The following is an 18,643-nucleotide window of genomic DNA, read 5'->3' as shown; positions in this document are numbered from 1 at the left end:
GAATCAGGTCGCAGAATTGATGAGGTGTGTATGGCTGAACGACTGAGTAATAATTTCCAGTTCGTGCAGGTGGATAGAAAAGATCCTGCCAAAAAGAATATTCGTGCTCGTAAGAAAGAATTTATCGAAATTTATGAGCCTTATAATGAACCGGAAGTGAAGCATCAGGCACACCGTTGTCTGGAGTGCGGTAACCCGTATTGTGAATGGAAATGTCCGGTTCATAACTACATTCCTAACTGGTTGAAGCTGGTGAGTGAAGGGCAGCTGTTTGAAGCTGCTGAGCTTTCTCATCAAACCAACTCTTTACCAGAAGTCTGTGGTCGTGTATGTCCACAGGATCGCTTATGTGAAGGTGCCTGTACTCTTAACGATGGTTTTGGTGCCGTAACTATTGGCGCAACAGAAAAATATATTACCGATACGGCATTCTCTATGGGTTGGCGCCCGGATATGTCCAGTGTTACCTGGACTGAAAAGAAAGTTGCAGTTATCGGTGCTGGCCCTGCGGGTCTTGCTTGTGCAGACGTGCTGGTGCGAAATGGCGTTAAGCCTGTTGTGTTTGATAAGAATCCGGAAATTGGTGGCCTACTGACTTTCGGTATTCCTGAGTTCAAGCTTGAGAAGGATGTGATGTCCCGTCGTCGTGAAATTTTCACGGAAATGGGGGTCGAATTCCGCCTTGAGACTGAAGTCGGTTCCGATATCACTATCAATGAACTGCTGACTGATTATGACGCCGTGTTCATGGGCATGGGCACCTACACCTATATGAAGGGTGGTTTCCCGGGAGAAGATTTACCCGGAGTTTATGATGCTCTGCCGTTCCTGATTTCTAACGTGAACAGGAATCTTGGTTTTGAGAAATCCCCTGAAGATTTCATAGACATGAAGGGTAAGAAGGTTGTGATTCTCGGTGGTGGCGATACCGCTATGGATTGTAACCGGACTTCCATTCGTCAGGGGGCAAGTAAAGTCTCTTGTGCCTATCGTCGTGATGAAGCCAATATGCCAGGCTCTCGCCGTGAGGTGACAAACGCCAAAGAGGAAGGTGTTCAGTTCCTCTTTAATCGTCAGCCTGTTGAAATTGTTGGTGATGGCAAGGTTGAAGGCGTAAAGGTAGTTACCACTGAGCTGGGTGAGCCCGATGAAAATGGTCGTCGCCGTCCTCAACCTGTTGAAGGTAGTGAAGAGGTTCTGCCAGCTGATGCGGTGCTGGTAGCATTCGGCTTCCAACCGAGTCCGGCTGACTGGTTCTCAAGCAATGATATTAAAACCGATCAGTGGGGGCGTGTAGTTGCACCGGAACAGGCAGAATTCCCGTTCCAGACTTCTAATCCCAAGATCTTTGCCGGTGGCGATATGGTTCGGGGTTCTGATCTGGTAGTGACTGCAGTATGGGAAGGGCGTCAGGCTGCGGAAGGTATTCTCGACTATCTGGATGTTTGATCTTTTTTGAAATAAAAATGTTTGAAACAAAAAAGGAGAGCCGCAGCTCTCCTTTTTTATGAGGTATTGAAGTGATTAGCAGCTGGCAATCACTTCAATTTCAACCTTGGCGTCCTTTGGCAGACGCGCAACTTCAACACAGCTGCGGGCTGGGAAAGGAAGGGTGAAGTACTGCTTGTAAACTTCATTGATGTCAGTGAAGTCTGCCATGTCTTTCACAAAAACCATGGTTTTGCGCACTTTGCTCATGCTGGAGCCGGCTGCTTCCAGAATGGCTTTCACGTTTTCAAGTGATTGACGAGCCTGAGCTTTGGTATCTTCTGGCATTTCCCCAGTTTCTGGGTCGATGGGCAGCTGACCAGAAGTGATGATCATGCCATTGAACTGCATGGCCTGTGAGTATGGGCCAATAGCTGCAGGTGCATCAGAAGTTTCGATTACTCTTTCCATTGTCGATAATATCTAGCGCTTAATGTTATTTGGAATACCCTCCATCGGACTCTGACCATAAGGCTTTGGTCTTTTATAGCTGGAAGGCTGGCCGCAAAGAGCCTCTGCAGCCTCCAGAGTATCTTATTGAGATGTCTCTGAAGGCAGAAAAATTCTGGCGAGAATAAGGGCGTAGATACTAGCCATTCGCCAAGGTGGTGTTTTGATATTGGTCAAAAAAACACCGGTTAGATCAACTGTGCCTAAGTATTTTAAAAAAAAGTTTAATTTTGTGTGTTGCTATGATCAGCCCGATGAGGGCTAGGGTTTAGCACCTTTACGACCGTAGTCTGAAAGTAGCTCAAGTTCGAAGAGAGTTTGGCAGGTTTCGGTGTAAGTGCAATCCGTAATCAGTTAAAGTCGGCACGTTGGATTTTAGGGGATGTACAGTGACAAAACTCAAAAATGACACATTTCTTCGTGCCCTGTCGAAGGAGCCTGTCGATTACACTCCCGTATGGATGATGCGTCAGGCAGGGCGTTACCTGCCAGAGTACCGTGAGACCCGTAGCCGAGCTGGCGACTTTCTCAGTCTTTGTAAAAATGCAGAGCTGGCCTGTGAGGTAACTCTACAGCCTCTAGAGCGTTACCCGCTGGATGCGGCTATTTTGTTTTCCGATATTCTGACCATTCCCGATGCTATGGGGCAGGGGCTCTATTTTGAAGCTGGCGAAGGGCCAAAGTTTCGCAAAATTATCAGAACGGCCGAAGATGTTGAGGCTTTGATTCAGCCGAATATGGATGATGAACTCGACTATGTGATGAATGCTGTTCGGGTCATTCGCCATGAGCTTAATGGTCGTGTGCCACTGATTGGCTTTTCTGGCAGTCCCTGGACGCTTGCTACTTATATGGTGGAAGGTGGTAGCACCAAAGATTTTCGTCATATTAAAGCCATGATGTTTGATCAGCCAGAATTACTGCATCAGCTATTGGGACGGTTAGCTGATTCCGTGACTGATTATTTGAACGCACAGATTCTTGCCGGTGCCCAGGCTGTACAGATTTTTGATACTTGGGGTGGCGTTCTTGGTGGTCGCGAATACAGGGAATTTTCACTGAAATATATGGAAAGAATTACCGCTGGGCTTTTACGTGAAAATGAGGGTCGTAAAGTGCCGGTGATTCTGTTTACCAAGAATGGTGGACAGTGGCTGGAGGCAATGGCTGATACCGGTGCTGATGCTTTAGGTCTGGACTGGACAACTGATATTGGCGATGCGCGCCGTCGTGTCGGTGATCGTGTGGCATTACAAGGGAATATGGATCCTTGTGTGCTGTATGCATCTCCAGAACGGATTCGTGAAGAGGTTGGTCGCATTCTGGGTGCGTATGGTGAAGGTACTGGTCATGTCTTCAATCTTGGCCATGGAATTCACCAATTTGCAGATCCTGCCCATGCAGGGGCATTTGTTGACGCAGTTCATGAGCTGTCTGCTCGTTAACCAGCTTATATCTCAACTTTAAGTGTTGGGTGTTATATCAGGCGGAAGTTGCTTCTTCCGCCTTTTTTGTGGCGAGTTGCTCATCCAAAACCTTTTTCAGGCGTTTGCCGCTTACCGGTTTTGTAAGAACTTTATTAATACTGGTATGGGCAGCCAGAGTGGAGTCCGGTAGTTGACTCAGACCTGTTAACATTACGATGCTCAGGGATTTAAAGTCTGGAGAGTCTGCAATTCTGCGGGCTAATTGGATACCACTGATGCCCGGCATCTGATGATCCAGTAGTGCTATATCGAATGGGCGATTGAGGGTAGACTCCGTTCTCAACAGAGCCATGGCCTCAGTCGCATCTCTTGCCTGCTCAACCTGTAATCCTAGTTTTTGCACCTGTTGAACCAGGATGTTACGACAGGTGTCGTTATCATCAACAACGAGTGCGCGATAACTTGTTAGATCTTTGGCTGGAGCCGCTTGTTCAATATGGCCTTCTGCTTCATTAAGGGGAATGTTTACCCAGTAATGAGTTCCCTGCTCGTTCCTGGACGCTCCGCTGTTACCTTTAAGGTAGTTAATTACCTGGTTGGCAAGGGTTATTCCATTGGGAGATTCACTGGTATTGCTTTGTTCTTTAAACTTACTTTTCAGTGATTGAGCAGCAGTACTGTATCCTGCCCCATTATCACTTGATTGCACCATAAAACGGACAGTTACAGGGCTGTCCTGTAATGCCTGAGAAGACTTATGGCTGGGGGATAAGGCTGCGGTCAGTAGCAGTTCTCCCTGTTCTGTATGGTTTATGGCATGGGTCATAAAAGTGTTGAGGATTCGGCTGATTCGCGCTGTGTCCCCTTTAAGTAGACTTGGAACATCAGAGTCTATCCAGCAGGCTAAATCCAGCCCCAGCTGTTCTGCTTTGTAGCTGTAGCGCTCTATGCAATTATGAAGCAGGTCATCAAGATCAAAGACCTCACTAGCTATGGCAAGGTCGCCGCAATCTATTTTACTGACATCAACAACCTGGTTAATAAGGGTTAATAACTCCTGACCGGAAAGCTGGATAGTGTGCAGGTAGTCTTGCTGTCTGTTAGAAAGTGAGGTGCTGGCCATAAGTTCGGTCATGCCAAGAATGCCATTCATTGGTGTGCGAAGTTCATGACCAAGATGGCTCCAATCAGTTATGACGTGATTACTTTTTTCAACCGGCGGGGCTTTGGGGATTTTTTTTTGTGTTTCCTTCGGTTGGATAATTATCAAACCGAATATAACCATCAGCGATGCAAGTAATAAAAAACTTTCAACATTTAATGCGTTAAAAGGAAGAACCAATGTGGATGCCAGGCTCAGGGTTACCTGAATTACAGTGAAAGGAATAAAAATGGTTAACCATTGGCTGGCTTGCTGATGCCCTTCATACAACCTTGTAACGCCAACTGTGGTCAGTGTAATGGCACAGACAGAGGCAAGGGTCTGGAGATAAGGGTCGGCAACAATACTAGGAAATAAAACGGTCATACAGGCAGTAGTGATATTGGTTGCCATCAGTATGGTTAAAACACGGTCCTCAATTTTTGCCTTTGCTTTAGTTTGTAATACCTGCCGGGCAAGTTGCAGTGCGCACACGTATCCAATAAGTAACGATGCATGAAGAAAGGCATAGCGCTCAAAGGGGAGCGATGACCAGAGCTGAATAGGAATGCCTGTCCAGGTGAGTTGGATAATAAATAATGTGCCGGCGAGAAAAGATAATGACCTGAAAAAAAATTTCTGGTCTGAATTGTGCCCTTGAATTGTCTTGATGGCACAAAAGAATAACAGAAACAGGTTTATCCCTAACAAACCTCCTGTTTTTAAAAAGAACAATTGGTTGCTGGTTACAGCATTATCAGGGCTTTCAAGAGAGAGGCTGAGCCTGGGTTTATGTTCAGAATAGGTCTTTATATAAACCGTTCTCGTTTGTCCTGCGCCAATAACAACGGGTGTCTGTTTTAATTTTGAGAAAATCTTTCCCTGAAGTTGTCGTGTGTTGGTTGGAACCTCTTCATCCGAAGACGGGGAAAGATAAATTTCCGGTGTGCGGGTGTCATTAAAACTGGTTCTTAATATCAGTGTGGATTTTGTATCAGTGATATTGCGTATAACTAATCGGAGCCAAACCGCAGTTTGGGCAGGAAGCACTAGCTGTGGATCATTCCAGCGGGAAAAAGACGAGTAATACTCTGGGCGCTCAAGGTCGTGAACTGTGAGATTGCTTTTTTTGTCTAGAAAGTAATCTGGGTCTGTGATTTCCTGGCTAAAATTCGTGCGACTAATTGTGACCATGCCAAAAGCCGCATGGCTCCAGCTGACCAGGCAGAAGATAAGAAAAAGGTAAGCTCTTTTATTTTTATAATGCACGTTATGGCCGACGTTTGTGTCCATACAATCCCGTAAACAGATAAAACTGTCTACGGGATGTCATTAAGGCCAGTATAACGTGAGTGGCTGTTCAGGAGCCACTGGATAAAGTGTTACTGGTCGGATTCTCTGGCAATAGCCCGATGTCCGATATCTGTGCGGAAGTAGCAGTTGGCCCAGGAAATGTTTTCAATGGCGGTGTAAGTCTGCTTTTGTGCGTCTGCAACAGTCTCGCCTAGAGCGGTTACACACAATACACGACCACCGTTTGTTACCACGTCGCCATCTTTGAGAGATGTGCCCGCCTGGAATACCTGAGCTGACGATGTTTGATCTAATCCAGAAATAACATCCCCTTTGTTATAGCTTTCCGGATATCCTCCAGCAGCCATAACCACGCCTAAAGCAGCGCGAGAATCCCATTCACAGGTTTTATCTGCCAGTTCTCCATTGGCTCCTGCCAGACAGAGTTCTACCAGATCGGATTTCATACGCATAAGAATAGGCTGGGTTTCAGGATCACCAAAACGACAGTTGTATTCCAGAACTTTTGGCGTGCCGTCAGGAGCGATCATAATGCCAGCATAAAGGAAGCCCATGTATTGATAGCCTTCTTCAGCCATTCCCTGAACGGTTGGATAAATCACTTCTTCCATTATGCGTGTGTGCATGGCCGGGGTGACCACTGGTGCAGGGGAATAAGCCCCCATACCGCCAGTGTTAGGGCCAGTGTCGCCATTATCTCTGGCTTTGTGATCCTGGCTCGTGGCCAAAGGCAGAACATTCTTGCCATCAACCATAACGATAAAGCTGGCTTCTTCACCTTGCAGGAACTCTTCGACAACAACTCTGTGGCCAGCTTCACCGAAAGCATTGCCAGCCAGCATGTCTTTTACCGCATCAATAGCTTCTTCTTCTGTTTGGGCAAGGATAACGCCTTTGCCCGCAGCCAACCCGTCGGCCTTAACAACGATGGGGGCACCCTGTTCGCGGATATAGGCGACAGCAGGCTCAATCTCAGTGAAGTTGGCGTAGGCCGCGGTAGGAATTTTGTGGCGCGCAAGGAAGTCTTTGGTAAAGGCCTTGGAGCCTTCAAGCTGGGCTGAACCCTGATCAGGGCCAAAGATGGTCAGACCTTCGTTCCGGAAGCGGTCAACTACGCCAACAACCAATGGCGCCTCGGGGCCGACGATAGTTAGCTCAATACCAGTGTCTTTGGCAAAATCGACTAATTTCTCAACATCGGTAGCCTCAATGGCAACGTTGGAAACACCATTTTCCAGAGCGGTTCCGGCATTGCCGGGAGCTACAAAAACTTCAGACGTTAAGGGAGATTGCAGAGCTTTCCAGGCCAGAGCGTGCTCACGGCCACCACTACCAATAATCAGGATTTTCATAACTTCAGATCCTTTGATCTTTAGTTTTGCAGAAGTGATGGGTGTCACTTCTGCGCGAGCTTTTAATTTATAGGAATTTAGTGACGGAAATGGCGCATACCGGTAAATACCATCGCCATGCCTGCCTCATTTGCAGCGTCAATCACTTCCTGGTCGCGCATGGAGCCGCCAGGCTGGATGACTGCGGTAATGCCAGCAGCGGCGGCAGCGTCAATACCATCACGGAATGGGAAGAAGGCATCTGAGGCCATAACGGAACCACGAACCTCCAAACCTTCGTCGGCGGCCTTGATGCCAGCGATTCGCGCACTGTAAACACGGCTCATTTGGCCGGCACCAACACCAATAGTTTGATGGTCTTTGCAGTAAACAATGGCGTTGGATTTCACATATTTTGCTACTTTCCAGGCAAACTGAAGATCACGCATTTCTGCATCGGTAGGCAGCCGTTCAGTGACAACCTGCAACTCCTCAGGAGAAACCCGACCAAGATCGGCATCCTGAACCAGCAGGCCACCGTTGATGCGTTTGTAATCAAGGAACGGTGTTGGAGACTCTGGCAGCGTACCGCAAGCAAGCACACGTACATTTGGTTTGCTGCTTAGAATTTCCAGAGAGTCGTCAGAGATAGATGGTGCAATAATCACTTCTACAAACTGACGATCCAGAATTGTACGAGCTGTTGCTGCATCCAGAGGGCGGTTAAAAGCAATAATGCCGCCGAAAGCTGATGTCGGGTCCGTGGCGTAGGCACGGGTGTAGGCTTCGAGAATATCCGTGCCAATGGCAACGCCGCAGGGGTTGGCATGTTTAACAATCACACAGGCAGGCTGCTCAAAGCTTTTTACGCATTCAAGGGCTGCATCTGTATCGGCAATATTGTTGTAGGAGAGGGCTTTCCCCTGCAATACATCTGCGCCAGCTACGCAGGCATCAGCGGGTTCGCGTTCAACAAAGAGAGCAGCTTTCTGGTGAGAGTTCTCTCCGTAGCGCATCTCTGAAGATTTGATGAACTGGGTATTAAATGTTCGAGGGAAAGTGGTTTTCTGCTCGGGCTGTTTAAAATCACGAAGGCCCAAGTGGTTGGCAATGGCTGCATCGTAAGCGGCTGTATGCTCAAAAGCTTCTACGGCCAACTGGAAACGTAAGGAGTCGCTCAGGCCGCCTTCGCTCTCCAGTGTTTCTGCAATACGCTCGTAGTTATTGGTGTTAACAACAATGGCTGCATATTTATGGTTTTTAGCCGTTGCTCTGACCATGGTGGGGCCACCGATATCGATATTCTCAATGGCATCATCCAAAGTGCACTCTGGGTTGGCCACGGTCTTTTCGAAGGGGTAAAGGTTTACAACCACCATATCGATAGGGTTAATGCCGTGGGCTGCAATAACTGCATCATCCTGACCCCGTCGGGCAAGAATACCGCCATGAATTTTGGGGTGCAGAGTTTTCACCCTGCCATCCATCATTTCCGGAAAGCCGGTGTAGTCAGAAACTTCTGTAACCGGAATGTCATTTTCACACAGCAGGCGAAAGGTGCCGCCTGTAGACAGTATTTCAATGTCGAGAGCCGTCAGACGACGGGCAAACTCCACCACACCCTGTTTGTCAGAAACGCTGATAAGAGCTCTGCGTACAGGACGGATGCTAGGGTTGTCAGCCATTACAGTCTCGCTTTTGGGTCGTTGAGCGTAGCGGGAACAGGAAATTGTGTTCTGTTCCGAATTATTTTTGCCATCCTGGCTATTTTGCCTGGCGTATGAAACAGCATCAGTCGGTTTGCTGCAACTGGTAAGCATAAAAAAAACAGGCGGGAAAGCCGCCTGTTTTTGAAAATCTGCTTACAGTAAACCGAACTGCTTGAGCTTTTTCCTGAGTGTGCCTCTATTCAAACCCAGCATTACGGCAGCTCGTGTCTGGTTGCCCTTTACGTGAGTCATCACGCATTCCAGCAATGGGGCTTCAACTTCAGAAAGCACCATATTATAGACATTTGTGGCGTCGTGCCCCTCAAGGTGGGCAAAGTAATTATTCATAGCCTTTTCAACACTGTCTCGCAGTGTTTGAGTTTCCTGGGAAACCGGGCTGGTCAGATGCTGACCGGTAGAGCCCACCACAGCTGTTTCCTGGGCTTCAATATCAGTCACCGTCATGCCGCAAACTCCTTTCCTTCGATGATATGCGCAAAGTGTTCCCTGATTCCGGCAATCTGGGCCGAGGGTGTTTCCAACTGGTTGAATACTTTTCGGAACGGTGCCGCCCCTTCTGTTGCCTGGAGATACCAGCCAACATGTTTGCGAGCGATACGAGTGCCCATCACGTCGCCATAAAAGTCGTGCAGATCCTGCAGATGGGTTAACAGGGTGTTACAGACAGTTTCAGCTGAGGGTGAAGACAGGTACTCATTGTGTTCCAGATAGTGAGCAATTTCCCTGAAAATCCAGGGTCGCCCCTGGGCCGCACGACCAATCATCACAGCATCGGCACCGGTGTGTTCCAGAACCTGGCGGGCCTTGTCTGGTGATGTGATATCACCATTCGCTATGACGGGAATGGATATGACGGAGCGAATCTTGGCAATGGTGTCGTATTCCGCTTCGCCTTTATACATGCAGCTTCTGGTTCGGCCATGAACGGCCAGAGCCTGAATGCCACAGTCTTCGGCGATGCGGGCAATGGAGACACCGTTGCGTTGATCGGGGCTCCAGCCTGTACGAATTTTGAGAGTCACCGGAATATCAACTGCAGATACAACGGCCTGCAGTATTTCCTGAACCAGAGCTTCATCTTTCATCAAGGCAGAACCAGCAGCCTTGTTGCAGACTTTTTTGGCCGGGCAGCCCATATTGATATCAATGATCTGGGCTCCCATCTCTGCATTGCGGCGGGCGGCTTCTGCCATCATAGCAGGATCACCTCCGGCGATTTGCACAGATCTGGGTTCGGGTTCTCCGGAGTGGTCCAGCCGCAAACGGGATTTGCGGGTGTTCCACAGGCGCACGTCGCTGGTCACCATTTCAGATACAACCAAACCTGCACCCTGTTGCAGGCAGAGCCTGCGGAACGGGCGGTCGGTGACTCCAGCCATTGGGGCCAGAACGACCGGTGATTTAATCTGGTATGGACCGATCTTCAGCAAGGTGCTTTACACTCAAAATTGGGAATGCTGACTGGTTAAAAAGTAACCGTATTTGGCCGGGTATCATAACCCGTACACTGTCCCGGATAAAGCCGGATACCACCCGGTTGGTATTGAAAACCAAGGGTGATGGATATGTACGACCAGCGTATGAGTATACCCCAGTAGGTGGAAACCCAATGCGTTGCTGTACAAATATCAGGCGGGCTCATGGTGACGGAATCACCAAAAATCACAAGAACAGAGTGAGCGAATCTCGTCTGGTATTGATCTGGGTCAGCCGTACCAATTATTAACTCTGGGCTTTGTTTTTATTGTGTAAATGCAAGGTCTACAGATTGTGGAGATTCGCTCGGGGTGGTGATTTTCAGGGCAAGGTGCACCGGTTGTTGAACCGGCATATTGAGAGCGCCGGCTGCTTCACCAGAGAGATATTGTTCGGGGGTAAATGTACGTTTCCCCAACACTTTTTGATTCGTACCAAGAAGAGTCATAACAAGTTTGGGGTAAGGCTGCTCAAAATCTGCCTCATTGGTGATGATCGCGTCAATAGCAAGAGTGTTTTGATAGTTCTGGTCTGCCCTAATGACGACATGGCTGGCTTCAATGCTTGATAAATTTCTTTGTTCTGGCAGCTGACAGGAAATCATCTTGCAGATACTGGAAGCCAGTGGACGCAGAGCCGGATCCCGGCTGATTTCAGGAAAGTTGGCAGAACCGAATTGCAGTAGTAATCCAAGCGCAGCAACAAGGCAGGCTGCAGGCCAGAGCAGGCGAGCACCAAAAGATTTCTTGTCGTAGCTGAGGTCCAGGGGCTCGTCTTTCAGGCTACTGAGTTTGTGGGCAGCTTTTTTTGTTTCCGGTGATTTCTCAGTAGTGCTAACGTTGTTCTTGGCTGGATTCTCTGAAGCTTTTTCTTGCGTACTTTCTTTTGCTAAGGCTTGTTTCTCTGGTGCTTTTACTGGTTGTTCACTGGCTTCTGATTCGTCTTCTTCCAAATCCATTTCTTCCAGCATGGCTTTAGCCCAGGCTTCATCCTCTGAGGACGAAGCCTGAGAATCACCGGAAGGGTGGTCACCAAATGAATCAGATGGCTCTATAGAAAGAGCGTCATTAGAAAATTCCAGTGAAGTTCTGGTTGTCTGAGGCTGAGGTTCAGCTTGTGGAGCTGGCGCTGTTTGAAATTGAAGATCTTCCGGAAGCTCGCTACCAACAATGTAATGAGCGGCTTTAAAAACATGCAGGCACGAGCCGCAACGGACGGAACCTTTGGCGGCCATCAGGTGGCGACGGGTAATACGAAACGCGGTGCTGCATTCCGGGCAGCGTGTAATCCAGGATTCCACAGAGTCGTGATCGTGTGTCGTTGCTTGCATGTTTCGGTTGTTAAAGGCGCAGCTGGCAGATGACTGTTGTCATTCTGCCAGTTTTAGCGGGTAAAAACTAACGTTGGGGCGTTAGCTTTGTTTGCGAACTCCGCTTAAACGCACCCAGCCATCCAATTCTGTGACAGGGTCCATAGTAAACCATTCACTGTAGGCTGCGAGAACGTCGTCAGCCTGCTCCGCCAGAATGCCGGAAAGAGCGAGTTTTCCGCCGGGAAGGGTATGGTTGGCTAAGGTCTCGGCAAGGTTGACAAGTGGGCCGGCCAGGATATTTGCCACCATCACGTCTGCTTTCACGTCAGGGGTGTCTTTCGGGTAATAAACGTGCAGTTTGCCTGCTTCAATATTGTTACGGCCTGCATTATCCCGTGAAGCTTCCAGGGCCTGTGGATCGGTATCGACGCCCAAAGCGTGCTTGGCACCAAGTAGCAGGGCTGCAATGGCAAGGATTCCAGAACCACAGCCGTAATCGATAACCTGTTTGCCATCGAGGTCTTGTGCATCAAGCCATTTCAGGCACAAGGCCGTGGTTGGGTGAGTGCCGGTACCAAAAGCCAAGCCTGGATCGAGCATAAGGTTCACGGCTTCAGGATGTGGGATTTCTTTCCAACTGGGGCATACCCACAAGCGTTCACCAAACTGCATAGGGTGAAAGTGGGTCATCCACTCTCGTTCCCAGTCCTTGTCTTCCACGATTTCAATACGATGGGCACTGTAACTGCCGGGGGCAACATTGTTCAGTTGTCCCATGACTTCTTCCACATCTGTATCGGCCGCGAACAAGCCAAACAGGCGCAGGTTATTCCAAAGTGGTGTTGTGCCCAGATCCGGCTCATACAGAGGCTGATCACAGCCGTCCTGATAAGTTACAGCACAGGCTCCGCATTCCAGCAGTAAATCCTCCAGCTCAGAAGACTGGTCAGGGGTGGTATCGAGTTTCAGCTGAATCCAGGACATAGGCTCTTAATATGCGTGAAAGCGGTTGGGGAAAATTGGAGTGATTGTACTTTTGTAACTGTACGTTTGAGCGGGGAGGGTAGAGAGAGACAGAACGGCTGTCAAACGACAGCCGTTCTGTATTGAAGGCCGGATTGGGAATTAACCTTCCAGTTTTTTGGTAAGGTAGTGAATATTAACGCCACCTTCCATAAACCCTGTGTCACGAACCAACTCCTGATGCAGAGGTGTATTGGTGCGAATGCCTTCAATCACCAACTCATCCAGAGCGTTGCGCATACGGGTTAGAGCTGTTTCTCTGTCCGGACCCCAGGTGATCAGTTTGGCGATCATGGAGTCGTAGAATGGAGGTACGGAATAGCCTTGGTATAGATGAGAATCTACGCGAACACCGTTGCCGCCAGGCATATGAAGCTGAGTCAGCTTGCCGGGGGATGGCATAAAGGTTTTTGGGTCTTCCGCGTTGATTCGGCACTCAATAGCGTGGCCGTTGAACTTTATATCATCCTGAGTAACAGACAGTGTTTCGCCATTGGCAATACGCAGCTGCTCTTTGATGATATCGAAGCCGGAAATCTCTTCAGAAACAGGATGCTCTACCTGAACCCGGGTATTCATTTCGATGAAGTAGAACTCACCTTCCTGATACAGGAACTCAAATGTACCAGCGCCGCGGTAACCAATTTCAATACAGGCATCGGTACAGGCTTTATAGATACGCTGGCGGGCTTCTTCAGGAATGCCTGGTGCAGGAGCTTCTTCGATCACCTTCTGGTGGCGACGCTGCAGGGAGCAGTCACGGTCACCAAGATGGATAGCATTACCCTGACCATCGGAAAGAACCTGCACTTCTACGTGGCGAGGTGTTTCCAGGAATTTCTCCAGATACACGACATCGTTATTAAATGCTGCGCCGGCTTCTGTACGGGTCACGCTGATAGCGTTCAACAATCCCTGTTCACGGTGCACAGCACGCATGCCGCGACCACCGCCACCACCGGCAGCTTTGATGATTACGGGATAACCAATCTTTCTGGCAATTTCCAGTGTACGCTCATGGTCGTCTGTAAGCGGGCCGTCAGAACCAGGAACAGTAGGAACACCAGACTTTTTCATGGCCTTGATGGCGGAAACTTTGTCCCCCATCAGGCGAATCACTTCAGGTGATGGACCAATAAAGGTGAAGCCGCTGCGCTCTACCTGTTCGGCAAAATCAGCGTTTTCAGCAAGGAAACCATAACCCGGATGAATAGCTACAGCGTCAGTTACTTCCGCGGCACTGATAATGGCCGGGATATTCAGATAGCTGTCTGTCGCATTGTTCGGGCCGATGCAGACGGTTTCATCTGCCAGCCGAACGTGCATCAGGTTTTCATCAGCCTTTGAGTGAACAGCAACTGTTTTAATGCCCATTTCCTTGCAAGCGCGAAGGATACGCAGGGCGATTTCACCCCGGTTGGCAATTAGAACTTTTTCCAGCATGGATGAGTACCTGCCAATCAGACGATGGTGAACAGAGGCTGGTCAAACTCAACTGGAGAGCCGTTTTCGACCAGAACCGCTTCGATAACTCCGGTTTTGTCAGCCTTGATCTGGTTCATCATCTTCATGGCTTCAACAATACAGAGTACATCGCCTTCTTTCACCTGACTGCCAACTTCAACAAATGCCGCAGAGTTGGGTGATGGGGAACGGTAGAAAGTACCAACCATTGGGGAGTGAACCTGATGGCCAGTCATGGCAGGTTCAGCAGGAGCTTCAGGAGTTGCTTCAGCGGTTGGAGCTGGAGCCGCTGCTACAGGAGCGGGCGCAGCAACAACGGTTTGTTGGGCTGGAGCAGGCGTGCTGGAGTTGCGGCTGATGCGCACAGACTCTTCGCCTTCGTGAATTTCCAGCTCATCAATGCCGGACTCCTCAAGGAGTTCGATTAGTTTTTTTACTTTACGGATATCCATGCTCAATTCCGGTTAGCTTTTGGCTTGTAAGGAAAATGTTGCGCTCAGGAGGCGTCGAGATGTCTGATGGCAGCCTGTAAGGCGTATTCATAGCCTGCCGCTCCCAACCCACAGATAACCCCAACGGCAACATCTGAAAAATAAGAGTGATGGCGAAATGGTTCCCGGCTGTGCACATTGGAGATGTGAACTTCAATAAAGGGCAGTGAAACACCCAGAATTGCATCTCTCAGGGCAACACTTGTATGGGTGAATGCCGCCGGGTTAATGATCAGAAAGTCTATACCCTGATTGGCTGCATCGTGAACTCGTTCAATCAGTTCATACTCGGCATTACTTTGCAGGCACTGTAGGTGATGGCCAGCAAGCTGGACCTGCTCGGTAAGAGTCTGATTGATATCGTCCAGAGTCGTTGATCCGTAGACACCCGGTTCGCGGGTTCCCAGCAGATTCAGGTTAGGACCGTGCAATACGAGGATTGAGGCCATATGGTAGCTCTCGCTGAATTCTCGCCAATAATAGGAGCGTATTGTGCCCCATGCATAATAGCTAGTCTATATTATGCATGTTACAGCACGTTATCAGCATGTTTCCTTATTTTCCCAGCGAGATTTTCTTTACAAATTACTGTGCGGCAGCCCTTTCCAGAAGAGATATAAACGTTTCAGTACCGATTTCGCCCTGTTTTGTTAAAAAATCCAGTTCCAGACCGGTTTTACTGAAGAAAAGGAAGGCTGGTGGGCCAAAGAGACCATATTTACGCAAGATGTCCCTTTGATCGGCGGAGTTGTCGGTAAGATCGAATCTTAAAAATGTGTGATTCTGCAAAGCCATCTGTACAGAAGGCTGCGTTAACACTTCTCTCTCAAAGACTTTGCAGGAAATACACCAGTCAGCGTAGAAGTCCACAACAGCTGGCTTTTTAGCAGCAGATGCCGCCAATAAGGCTTCATTTAACTCCTGGCTTGAAGTCACGGTAATCATCGGGCTGTTTTGAGCAGCCTCTTGGGTTGTAGGAGCTGAGCCAAGAGGCTGGAGTGGATTGGTATTGCCCTGGATACCGCCAACAAAAAGAGTGGCTCCGTAAATCAGCAGCAGGATTCCTATAACCTGACGGAAAGCCTGCCAGCCTTTGCGTTGATTGAAGTCGAGGGCTCCGAGGTAGATAGCGCTGCCTACGAATAAAGCTCCCCAGAGAAGAAGAGTCATAGGTTCTGGAATCAGACGTTCAATCATCCAGATAGCCACGCCCAGCATCAGAACGCCAAACACGGCTTTGATGCCGTTCATCCATGTACCGGCTTTGGGTAGTAGACTGGCTCCACCCGCTCCAACAATAAACAGTGGCGTACCCATTCCTAACCCAAGAGCAAACAGGGAAAGGCCGCCTACAACCATATCTCCTGTTCCACTGATATACACCAGAGCTCCGGCCAGTGGCGCAGATACACAGGGTGAAACCAGCAACGTAGAGAACACTCCGGCTAGTGATGCGCCGATCCAGGTTCCCTGACGGCCTTCCTGACTCTTTTGGTCTGCGCGGGTCAGTAGTGAGCGAAGTTTTTCCGGAAGTTGAAGCTCGTAGAGGCCAAACATAGAGAGAGCCAGAGCAACAAACAGAATGGCAAAAGGAATTAATAGCCAGGGAGACTGCAAGCGGGCCTGAAGGTTGAGGCTGGCACCGAAATACCCCATTAGCATACCTGCAATGGCATAGGTGGCTGACATTGCCAGTACGTAACACGCGGTCAGGAAAATATTATGGGAGCGTGATCCATTACTGTTTGCCACCATTGTCGACACAATTGGAATCATTGGCAGTACACAGGGAGTAAATGTTAAAGCCAGCCCGCCAAGGAAAAACAGCCCAAGGATATTAAGCAGGCTTTGATCATTCAGGAGAGCTGAGAGGAAATCATCTTCGACAGTTTCCTGCTTGATAAAATTTGATTTAGCGGGTTGCGATAACGGCAAGGGTTGTACTGCAGTTGAGCTGGTGGAACCTTGCAAGGGGATAATGTTCTGAGTTGTTGGTGGGTAGCAGAGCCCTGCGTCAGCACATCCCTGAAAATTAACTCTTATTTCTGGGAACTCTTCGCTGGTAGTGATGGGGATCCGAACATCAATATCCTCTGGAAAAATCTCCAGATCCCGCTTCATAAATTTATCGAATTTGGTGATCCCTGCTGGAAATACCGGCTCACCTAACTGTGTGAGCCCGCTGTTTACAGGCTGAAAACTGAACATATGACGGTAAAGATAGTGTTCAGGTGTGACTGCAAACCGGATAACAAGGACATCTTGCTCCAATACCCCAGAGACCTGAAAGGCTTCCTCAACAGGAAGAAATTCAGACCCAGAAGTATTTGCTGTATCGCCAAGTAATGATTTGAAACTGACAGCTGAGGCTGGAGAAGAAACTCCCAGCATAAGGAGAAGAACAGTAAAGAAAGAATATTTCAGCAAGTTTTGCATCGGCTCAGTGCTCATGAAATCAGCGGCTTATTGTTGCCTTACGCCAACCATAGAGCAATGGATTCTCTGCCGGAAGCTTTTTGATGAGATTAGGGTGTGTTCACAATTAAATATGCGACTCAGTGGCTCTGAATGCCGTCAGGCGTTAGAAAGGCTTGTGAAAATCGTAGCTATTCTACATTGAGCAAGCCTGACGCCACGAATGATGGCATTCAGAGCCACCCGGAGGGCATTTCCAAAAGTTGCTATGGCTGCGTTGCAGTCCCTTGAAAGGCAGTCAGCATTCCAGCGGAACTGCGCCTTCCCCTAGAAACTTTTGGGAATGCTGAGTGCGATGTTTAATTGTGAACACACCCTAGTGCCCGGAGCAGAGAACCCACCCCGGGAAAGCGAATAGCTTACTTGGCAGCTTCTACAGATTTGATGATGGCTTCACGGGCAGCATCAGCATTCTTCCACTCATCAATTTTCACCCATTTACCTTCTTCCAGATCTTTGTAATTTTCGAAGAAGTGCTCAATCTGCTTGATCAGCAGAGGAGGAAGGTCGGTGTATTCTTTAACGTCGCTATAGATCTTGGTCAGTTTGTCGTGAGGAACTGCGACAACCTTTTCATCCTGACCGCTTTCGTCAGACATATTCAGCATGCCCACAGGGCGGCAGCGAATCACAGAGCCCGGAGCTACTGGATAGGGAGTAACAACCAGCACATCCAGAGGGTCGCCGTCGTCAGCCAGAGTCTGAGGTACATAACCGTAGTTGGCTGGGTAGAACATAGGCGTTGACATAAATCGGTCAACAAACAGGGAGTTGGTGTCCTTGTCTATTTCATACTTAATAGGATCACTGTTGGCAGGTATCTCAATGACAACGTAGATATCGTTGGGGATGTCCTTGCCAGGAGAAATGCTATCAAAGCTCATTAGGTGTAAACCCCTGTTTTTGTAAGTAAGCTCGCGGATTATAAGGCTGCGAACCGAGTAGCTCCAGCCCTATTTTTCTTGCCAGTCCAGCTCTGTAGGGCTATAGCAGTAGAAGGGGTATTTGCCGCTTTGTGGTCGTTTGCAGGGTATCTTTGCAGGAGGAAATGGTTATGCGCTCAATAACTGTCGAAGAATGTATGACCCGTTCAGTCGTTACCCTCCAGCCGGACATGGACATTGTTGAAGCTATCCGGGTCTTACTGAAACACAATATTACAGCAGCGCCTGTAGTTGGAGAGGATGGCTCCCTGACCGGTATTTTATCGGAGACTGACTGCCTGCAGGGGACTTTAACTGGGAGCTATTACTCTCAGGGTAGCGGGCTTGTATCTGAGTTTATGGAGCGAAATGTTGTGACTGCCCACTGCTCCGACAGCATTATCGATGTGTATGAGCGTTGTATGACCGAAAAAGCCCTGCGGGTTCCGGTTCTTAATGACGACGGCTCTATTGCCGGAATGCTGAGCCCTAAGGATCTTATGGCGACAGTTCTGGAATATTACGAAAAACCTATAAAAACCAATGGATAGAAGCTGGCTTATTTATCCAAAAAGCCATATTTCCGGCACATTTTCAC

General features: G+C 48.8%; 16 protein-coding genes. 3 read left to right on the top strand and 13 right to left on the bottom strand.

What is annotated here, in order from left to right; genetic code table 11:
- Window positions 1–30 precede the first annotated feature (30 nt).
- On the top strand, window positions 31–1,449 hold the full coding sequence (locus tag ACY2RR_RS00380; protein WP_490107040.1) for an FAD-dependent oxidoreductase: 1,419 nt from the start codon (window positions 31–33) through the stop codon (window positions 1,447–1,449).
- Window positions 1,450–1,524: 75 nt separating this feature from the next.
- Here ACY2RR_RS00380 and ACY2RR_RS00375 read toward each other — a convergent pair whose 3' ends face one another.
- Window positions 1,525–1,899, bottom strand: a complete 375-nt coding sequence (locus tag ACY2RR_RS00375; RefSeq protein ID WP_490106144.1) for a RidA family protein — start codon at window positions 1,897–1,899, stop codon at window positions 1,525–1,527.
- A 428-nt stretch (window positions 1,900–2,327) separates the two neighbouring features.
- Here ACY2RR_RS00375 and hemE point away from each other — a divergent pair, with 428 nt between their 5' ends.
- Window positions 2,328–3,383: a uroporphyrinogen decarboxylase gene (gene hemE, locus ACY2RR_RS00370; RefSeq protein WP_490106143.1), complete on the top strand. Its 1,056-nt coding sequence runs from the start codon at window positions 2,328–2,330 to the stop codon at window positions 3,381–3,383.
- Between the two features lie 37 nt (window positions 3,384–3,420).
- On the opposite strand, the gene ACY2RR_RS00365 is transcribed toward hemE, so the two are convergent.
- The 12 genes from ACY2RR_RS00365 to ppa all read right to left on the bottom strand — a co-directional run bounded on the left by ACY2RR_RS00365 (window position 3,421) and on the right by ppa (window position 18,006).
- Complete coding sequence (locus ACY2RR_RS00365) at window positions 3,421–5,799, bottom strand: hybrid sensor histidine kinase/response regulator (protein ID WP_490106142.1); 2,379 nt, start codon at window positions 5,797–5,799, stop codon at window positions 3,421–3,423.
- An 89-nt stretch (window positions 5,800–5,888) separates the two neighbouring features.
- Window positions 5,889–7,172 (bottom strand): phosphoribosylamine--glycine ligase, encoded by a 1,284-nt coding sequence (purD, locus tag ACY2RR_RS00360; RefSeq protein ID WP_490106141.1) that lies wholly within the window; start codon window positions 7,170–7,172, stop codon window positions 5,889–5,891.
- Between the two features lie 77 nt (window positions 7,173–7,249).
- Entirely contained in the window at window positions 7,250–8,836 is a 1,587-nt protein-coding gene (purH, locus tag ACY2RR_RS00355) for a bifunctional phosphoribosylaminoimidazolecarboxamide formyltransferase/IMP cyclohydrolase (RefSeq protein WP_490106140.1), read from the bottom strand.
- A 177-nt stretch (window positions 8,837–9,013) separates the two neighbouring features.
- Window positions 9,014–9,325, bottom strand: coding sequence for a DNA-binding transcriptional regulator Fis (gene fis, locus ACY2RR_RS00350; protein WP_490106139.1), 312 nt, complete (start codon window positions 9,323–9,325; stop codon window positions 9,014–9,016).
- Complete coding sequence (dusB, locus tag ACY2RR_RS00345; protein ID WP_490106138.1) at window positions 9,322–10,311, bottom strand: tRNA dihydrouridine synthase DusB; 990 nt, start codon at window positions 10,309–10,311, stop codon at window positions 9,322–9,324. The genes fis and dusB overlap by 4 nt, the downstream gene beginning before the upstream one ends.
- Before the next feature lie 311 nt (window positions 10,312–10,622).
- On the bottom strand, window positions 10,623–11,687 hold the full coding sequence (locus tag ACY2RR_RS00340; protein WP_490106137.1) for a zinc-ribbon and DUF3426 domain-containing protein: 1,065 nt from the start codon (window positions 11,685–11,687) through the stop codon (window positions 10,623–10,625).
- An 81-nt stretch (window positions 11,688–11,768) separates the two neighbouring features.
- Window positions 11,769–12,653, bottom strand: coding sequence for a 50S ribosomal protein L11 methyltransferase (prmA, locus tag ACY2RR_RS00335; RefSeq protein ID WP_490106136.1), 885 nt, complete (start codon window positions 12,651–12,653; stop codon window positions 11,769–11,771).
- Window positions 12,654–12,794: 141 nt separating this feature from the next.
- On the bottom strand, window positions 12,795–14,135 hold the full coding sequence (gene accC / locus ACY2RR_RS00330) for an acetyl-CoA carboxylase biotin carboxylase subunit (protein WP_490106135.1): 1,341 nt from the start codon (window positions 14,133–14,135) through the stop codon (window positions 12,795–12,797).
- A 17-nt stretch (window positions 14,136–14,152) separates the two neighbouring features.
- Window positions 14,153–14,608 carry an acetyl-CoA carboxylase biotin carboxyl carrier protein gene (gene accB, locus ACY2RR_RS00325; RefSeq protein WP_490106134.1) on the bottom strand — a complete coding sequence of 152 codons (456 nt, stop codon included), beginning with the start codon at window positions 14,606–14,608 and terminating at the stop codon, window positions 14,153–14,155.
- Window positions 14,609–14,652: 44 nt separating this feature from the next.
- Window positions 14,653–15,096, bottom strand: coding sequence for a type II 3-dehydroquinate dehydratase (gene aroQ, locus ACY2RR_RS00320; RefSeq protein ID WP_490106133.1), 444 nt, complete (start codon window positions 15,094–15,096; stop codon window positions 14,653–14,655).
- A gap of 136 nt (window positions 15,097–15,232) precedes the next feature.
- Window positions 15,233–17,098: a protein-disulfide reductase DsbD gene (gene dsbD, locus ACY2RR_RS00315; RefSeq protein ID WP_490106132.1), complete on the bottom strand. Its 1,866-nt coding sequence runs from the start codon at window positions 17,096–17,098 to the stop codon at window positions 15,233–15,235.
- 383 nt (window positions 17,099–17,481) lie between these two features.
- On the bottom strand, window positions 17,482–18,006 hold the full coding sequence (ppa, locus tag ACY2RR_RS00310; protein ID WP_490106131.1) for an inorganic diphosphatase: 525 nt from the start codon (window positions 18,004–18,006) through the stop codon (window positions 17,482–17,484).
- A 170-nt stretch (window positions 18,007–18,176) separates the two neighbouring features.
- Here ppa and ACY2RR_RS00305 point away from each other — a divergent pair, with 170 nt between their 5' ends.
- On the top strand, window positions 18,177–18,596 hold the full coding sequence (locus ACY2RR_RS00305; protein WP_490106130.1) for a CBS domain-containing protein: 420 nt from the start codon (window positions 18,177–18,179) through the stop codon (window positions 18,594–18,596).
- Window positions 18,597–18,643 lie beyond the last annotated feature (47 nt).

It is taken from the genome of Parendozoicomonas sp. 2304DJ65-17, assembly GCF_058148445.1.
This window is presented reverse-complemented; position numbering and strand designations above follow the sequence as displayed.

What these genes read in the sequence shown, in the direction of transcription:
- accB (WP_490106134.1), bottom strand. Translation starts at nt 14,608, where the DNA reads ATGGATATCCGTAAAGTAAAAAAACTAATCGAACTCCTTGAGGAGTCC.
- ACY2RR_RS00375 (WP_490106144.1), bottom strand. Translation starts at nt 1,899, where the DNA reads ATGGAAAGAGTAATCGAAACTTCTGATGCACCTGCAGCTATTGGCCCA.
- accC (WP_490106135.1), bottom strand. Translation starts at nt 14,135, where the DNA reads ATGCTGGAAAAAGTTCTAATTGCCAACCGGGGTGAAATCGCCCTGCGT.
- purH (WP_490106140.1), bottom strand. Translation starts at nt 8,836, where the DNA reads ATGGCTGACAACCCTAGCATCCGTCCTGTACGCAGAGCTCTTATCAGC.
- prmA (WP_490106136.1), bottom strand. Translation starts at nt 12,653, where the DNA reads ATGTCCTGGATTCAGCTGAAACTCGATACCACCCCTGACCAGTCTTCT.
- ACY2RR_RS00365 (WP_490106142.1), bottom strand. Translation starts at nt 5,799, where the DNA reads ATGGACACAAACGTCGGCCATAACGTGCATTATAAAAATAAAAGAGCT.
- ACY2RR_RS00380 (WP_490107040.1), top strand. Translation starts at nt 31, where the DNA reads ATGGCTGAACGACTGAGTAATAATTTCCAGTTCGTGCAGGTGGATAGA.
- purD (WP_490106141.1), bottom strand. Translation starts at nt 7,172, where the DNA reads ATGAAAATCCTGATTATTGGTAGTGGTGGCCGTGAGCACGCTCTGGCC.
- aroQ (WP_490106133.1), bottom strand. Translation starts at nt 15,096, where the DNA reads ATGGCCTCAATCCTCGTATTGCACGGTCCTAACCTGAATCTGCTGGGA.
- dsbD (WP_490106132.1), bottom strand. Translation starts at nt 17,098, where the DNA reads ATGAGCACTGAGCCGATGCAAAACTTGCTGAAATATTCTTTCTTTACT.
- ACY2RR_RS00340 (WP_490106137.1), bottom strand. Translation starts at nt 11,687, where the DNA reads ATGCAAGCAACGACACACGATCACGACTCTGTGGAATCCTGGATTACA.
- ppa (WP_490106131.1), bottom strand. Translation starts at nt 18,006, where the DNA reads ATGAGCTTTGATAGCATTTCTCCTGGCAAGGACATCCCCAACGATATC.
- ACY2RR_RS00305 (WP_490106130.1), top strand. Translation starts at nt 18,177, where the DNA reads ATGCGCTCAATAACTGTCGAAGAATGTATGACCCGTTCAGTCGTTACC.
- fis (WP_490106139.1), bottom strand. Translation starts at nt 9,325, where the DNA reads ATGACGGTGACTGATATTGAAGCCCAGGAAACAGCTGTGGTGGGCTCT.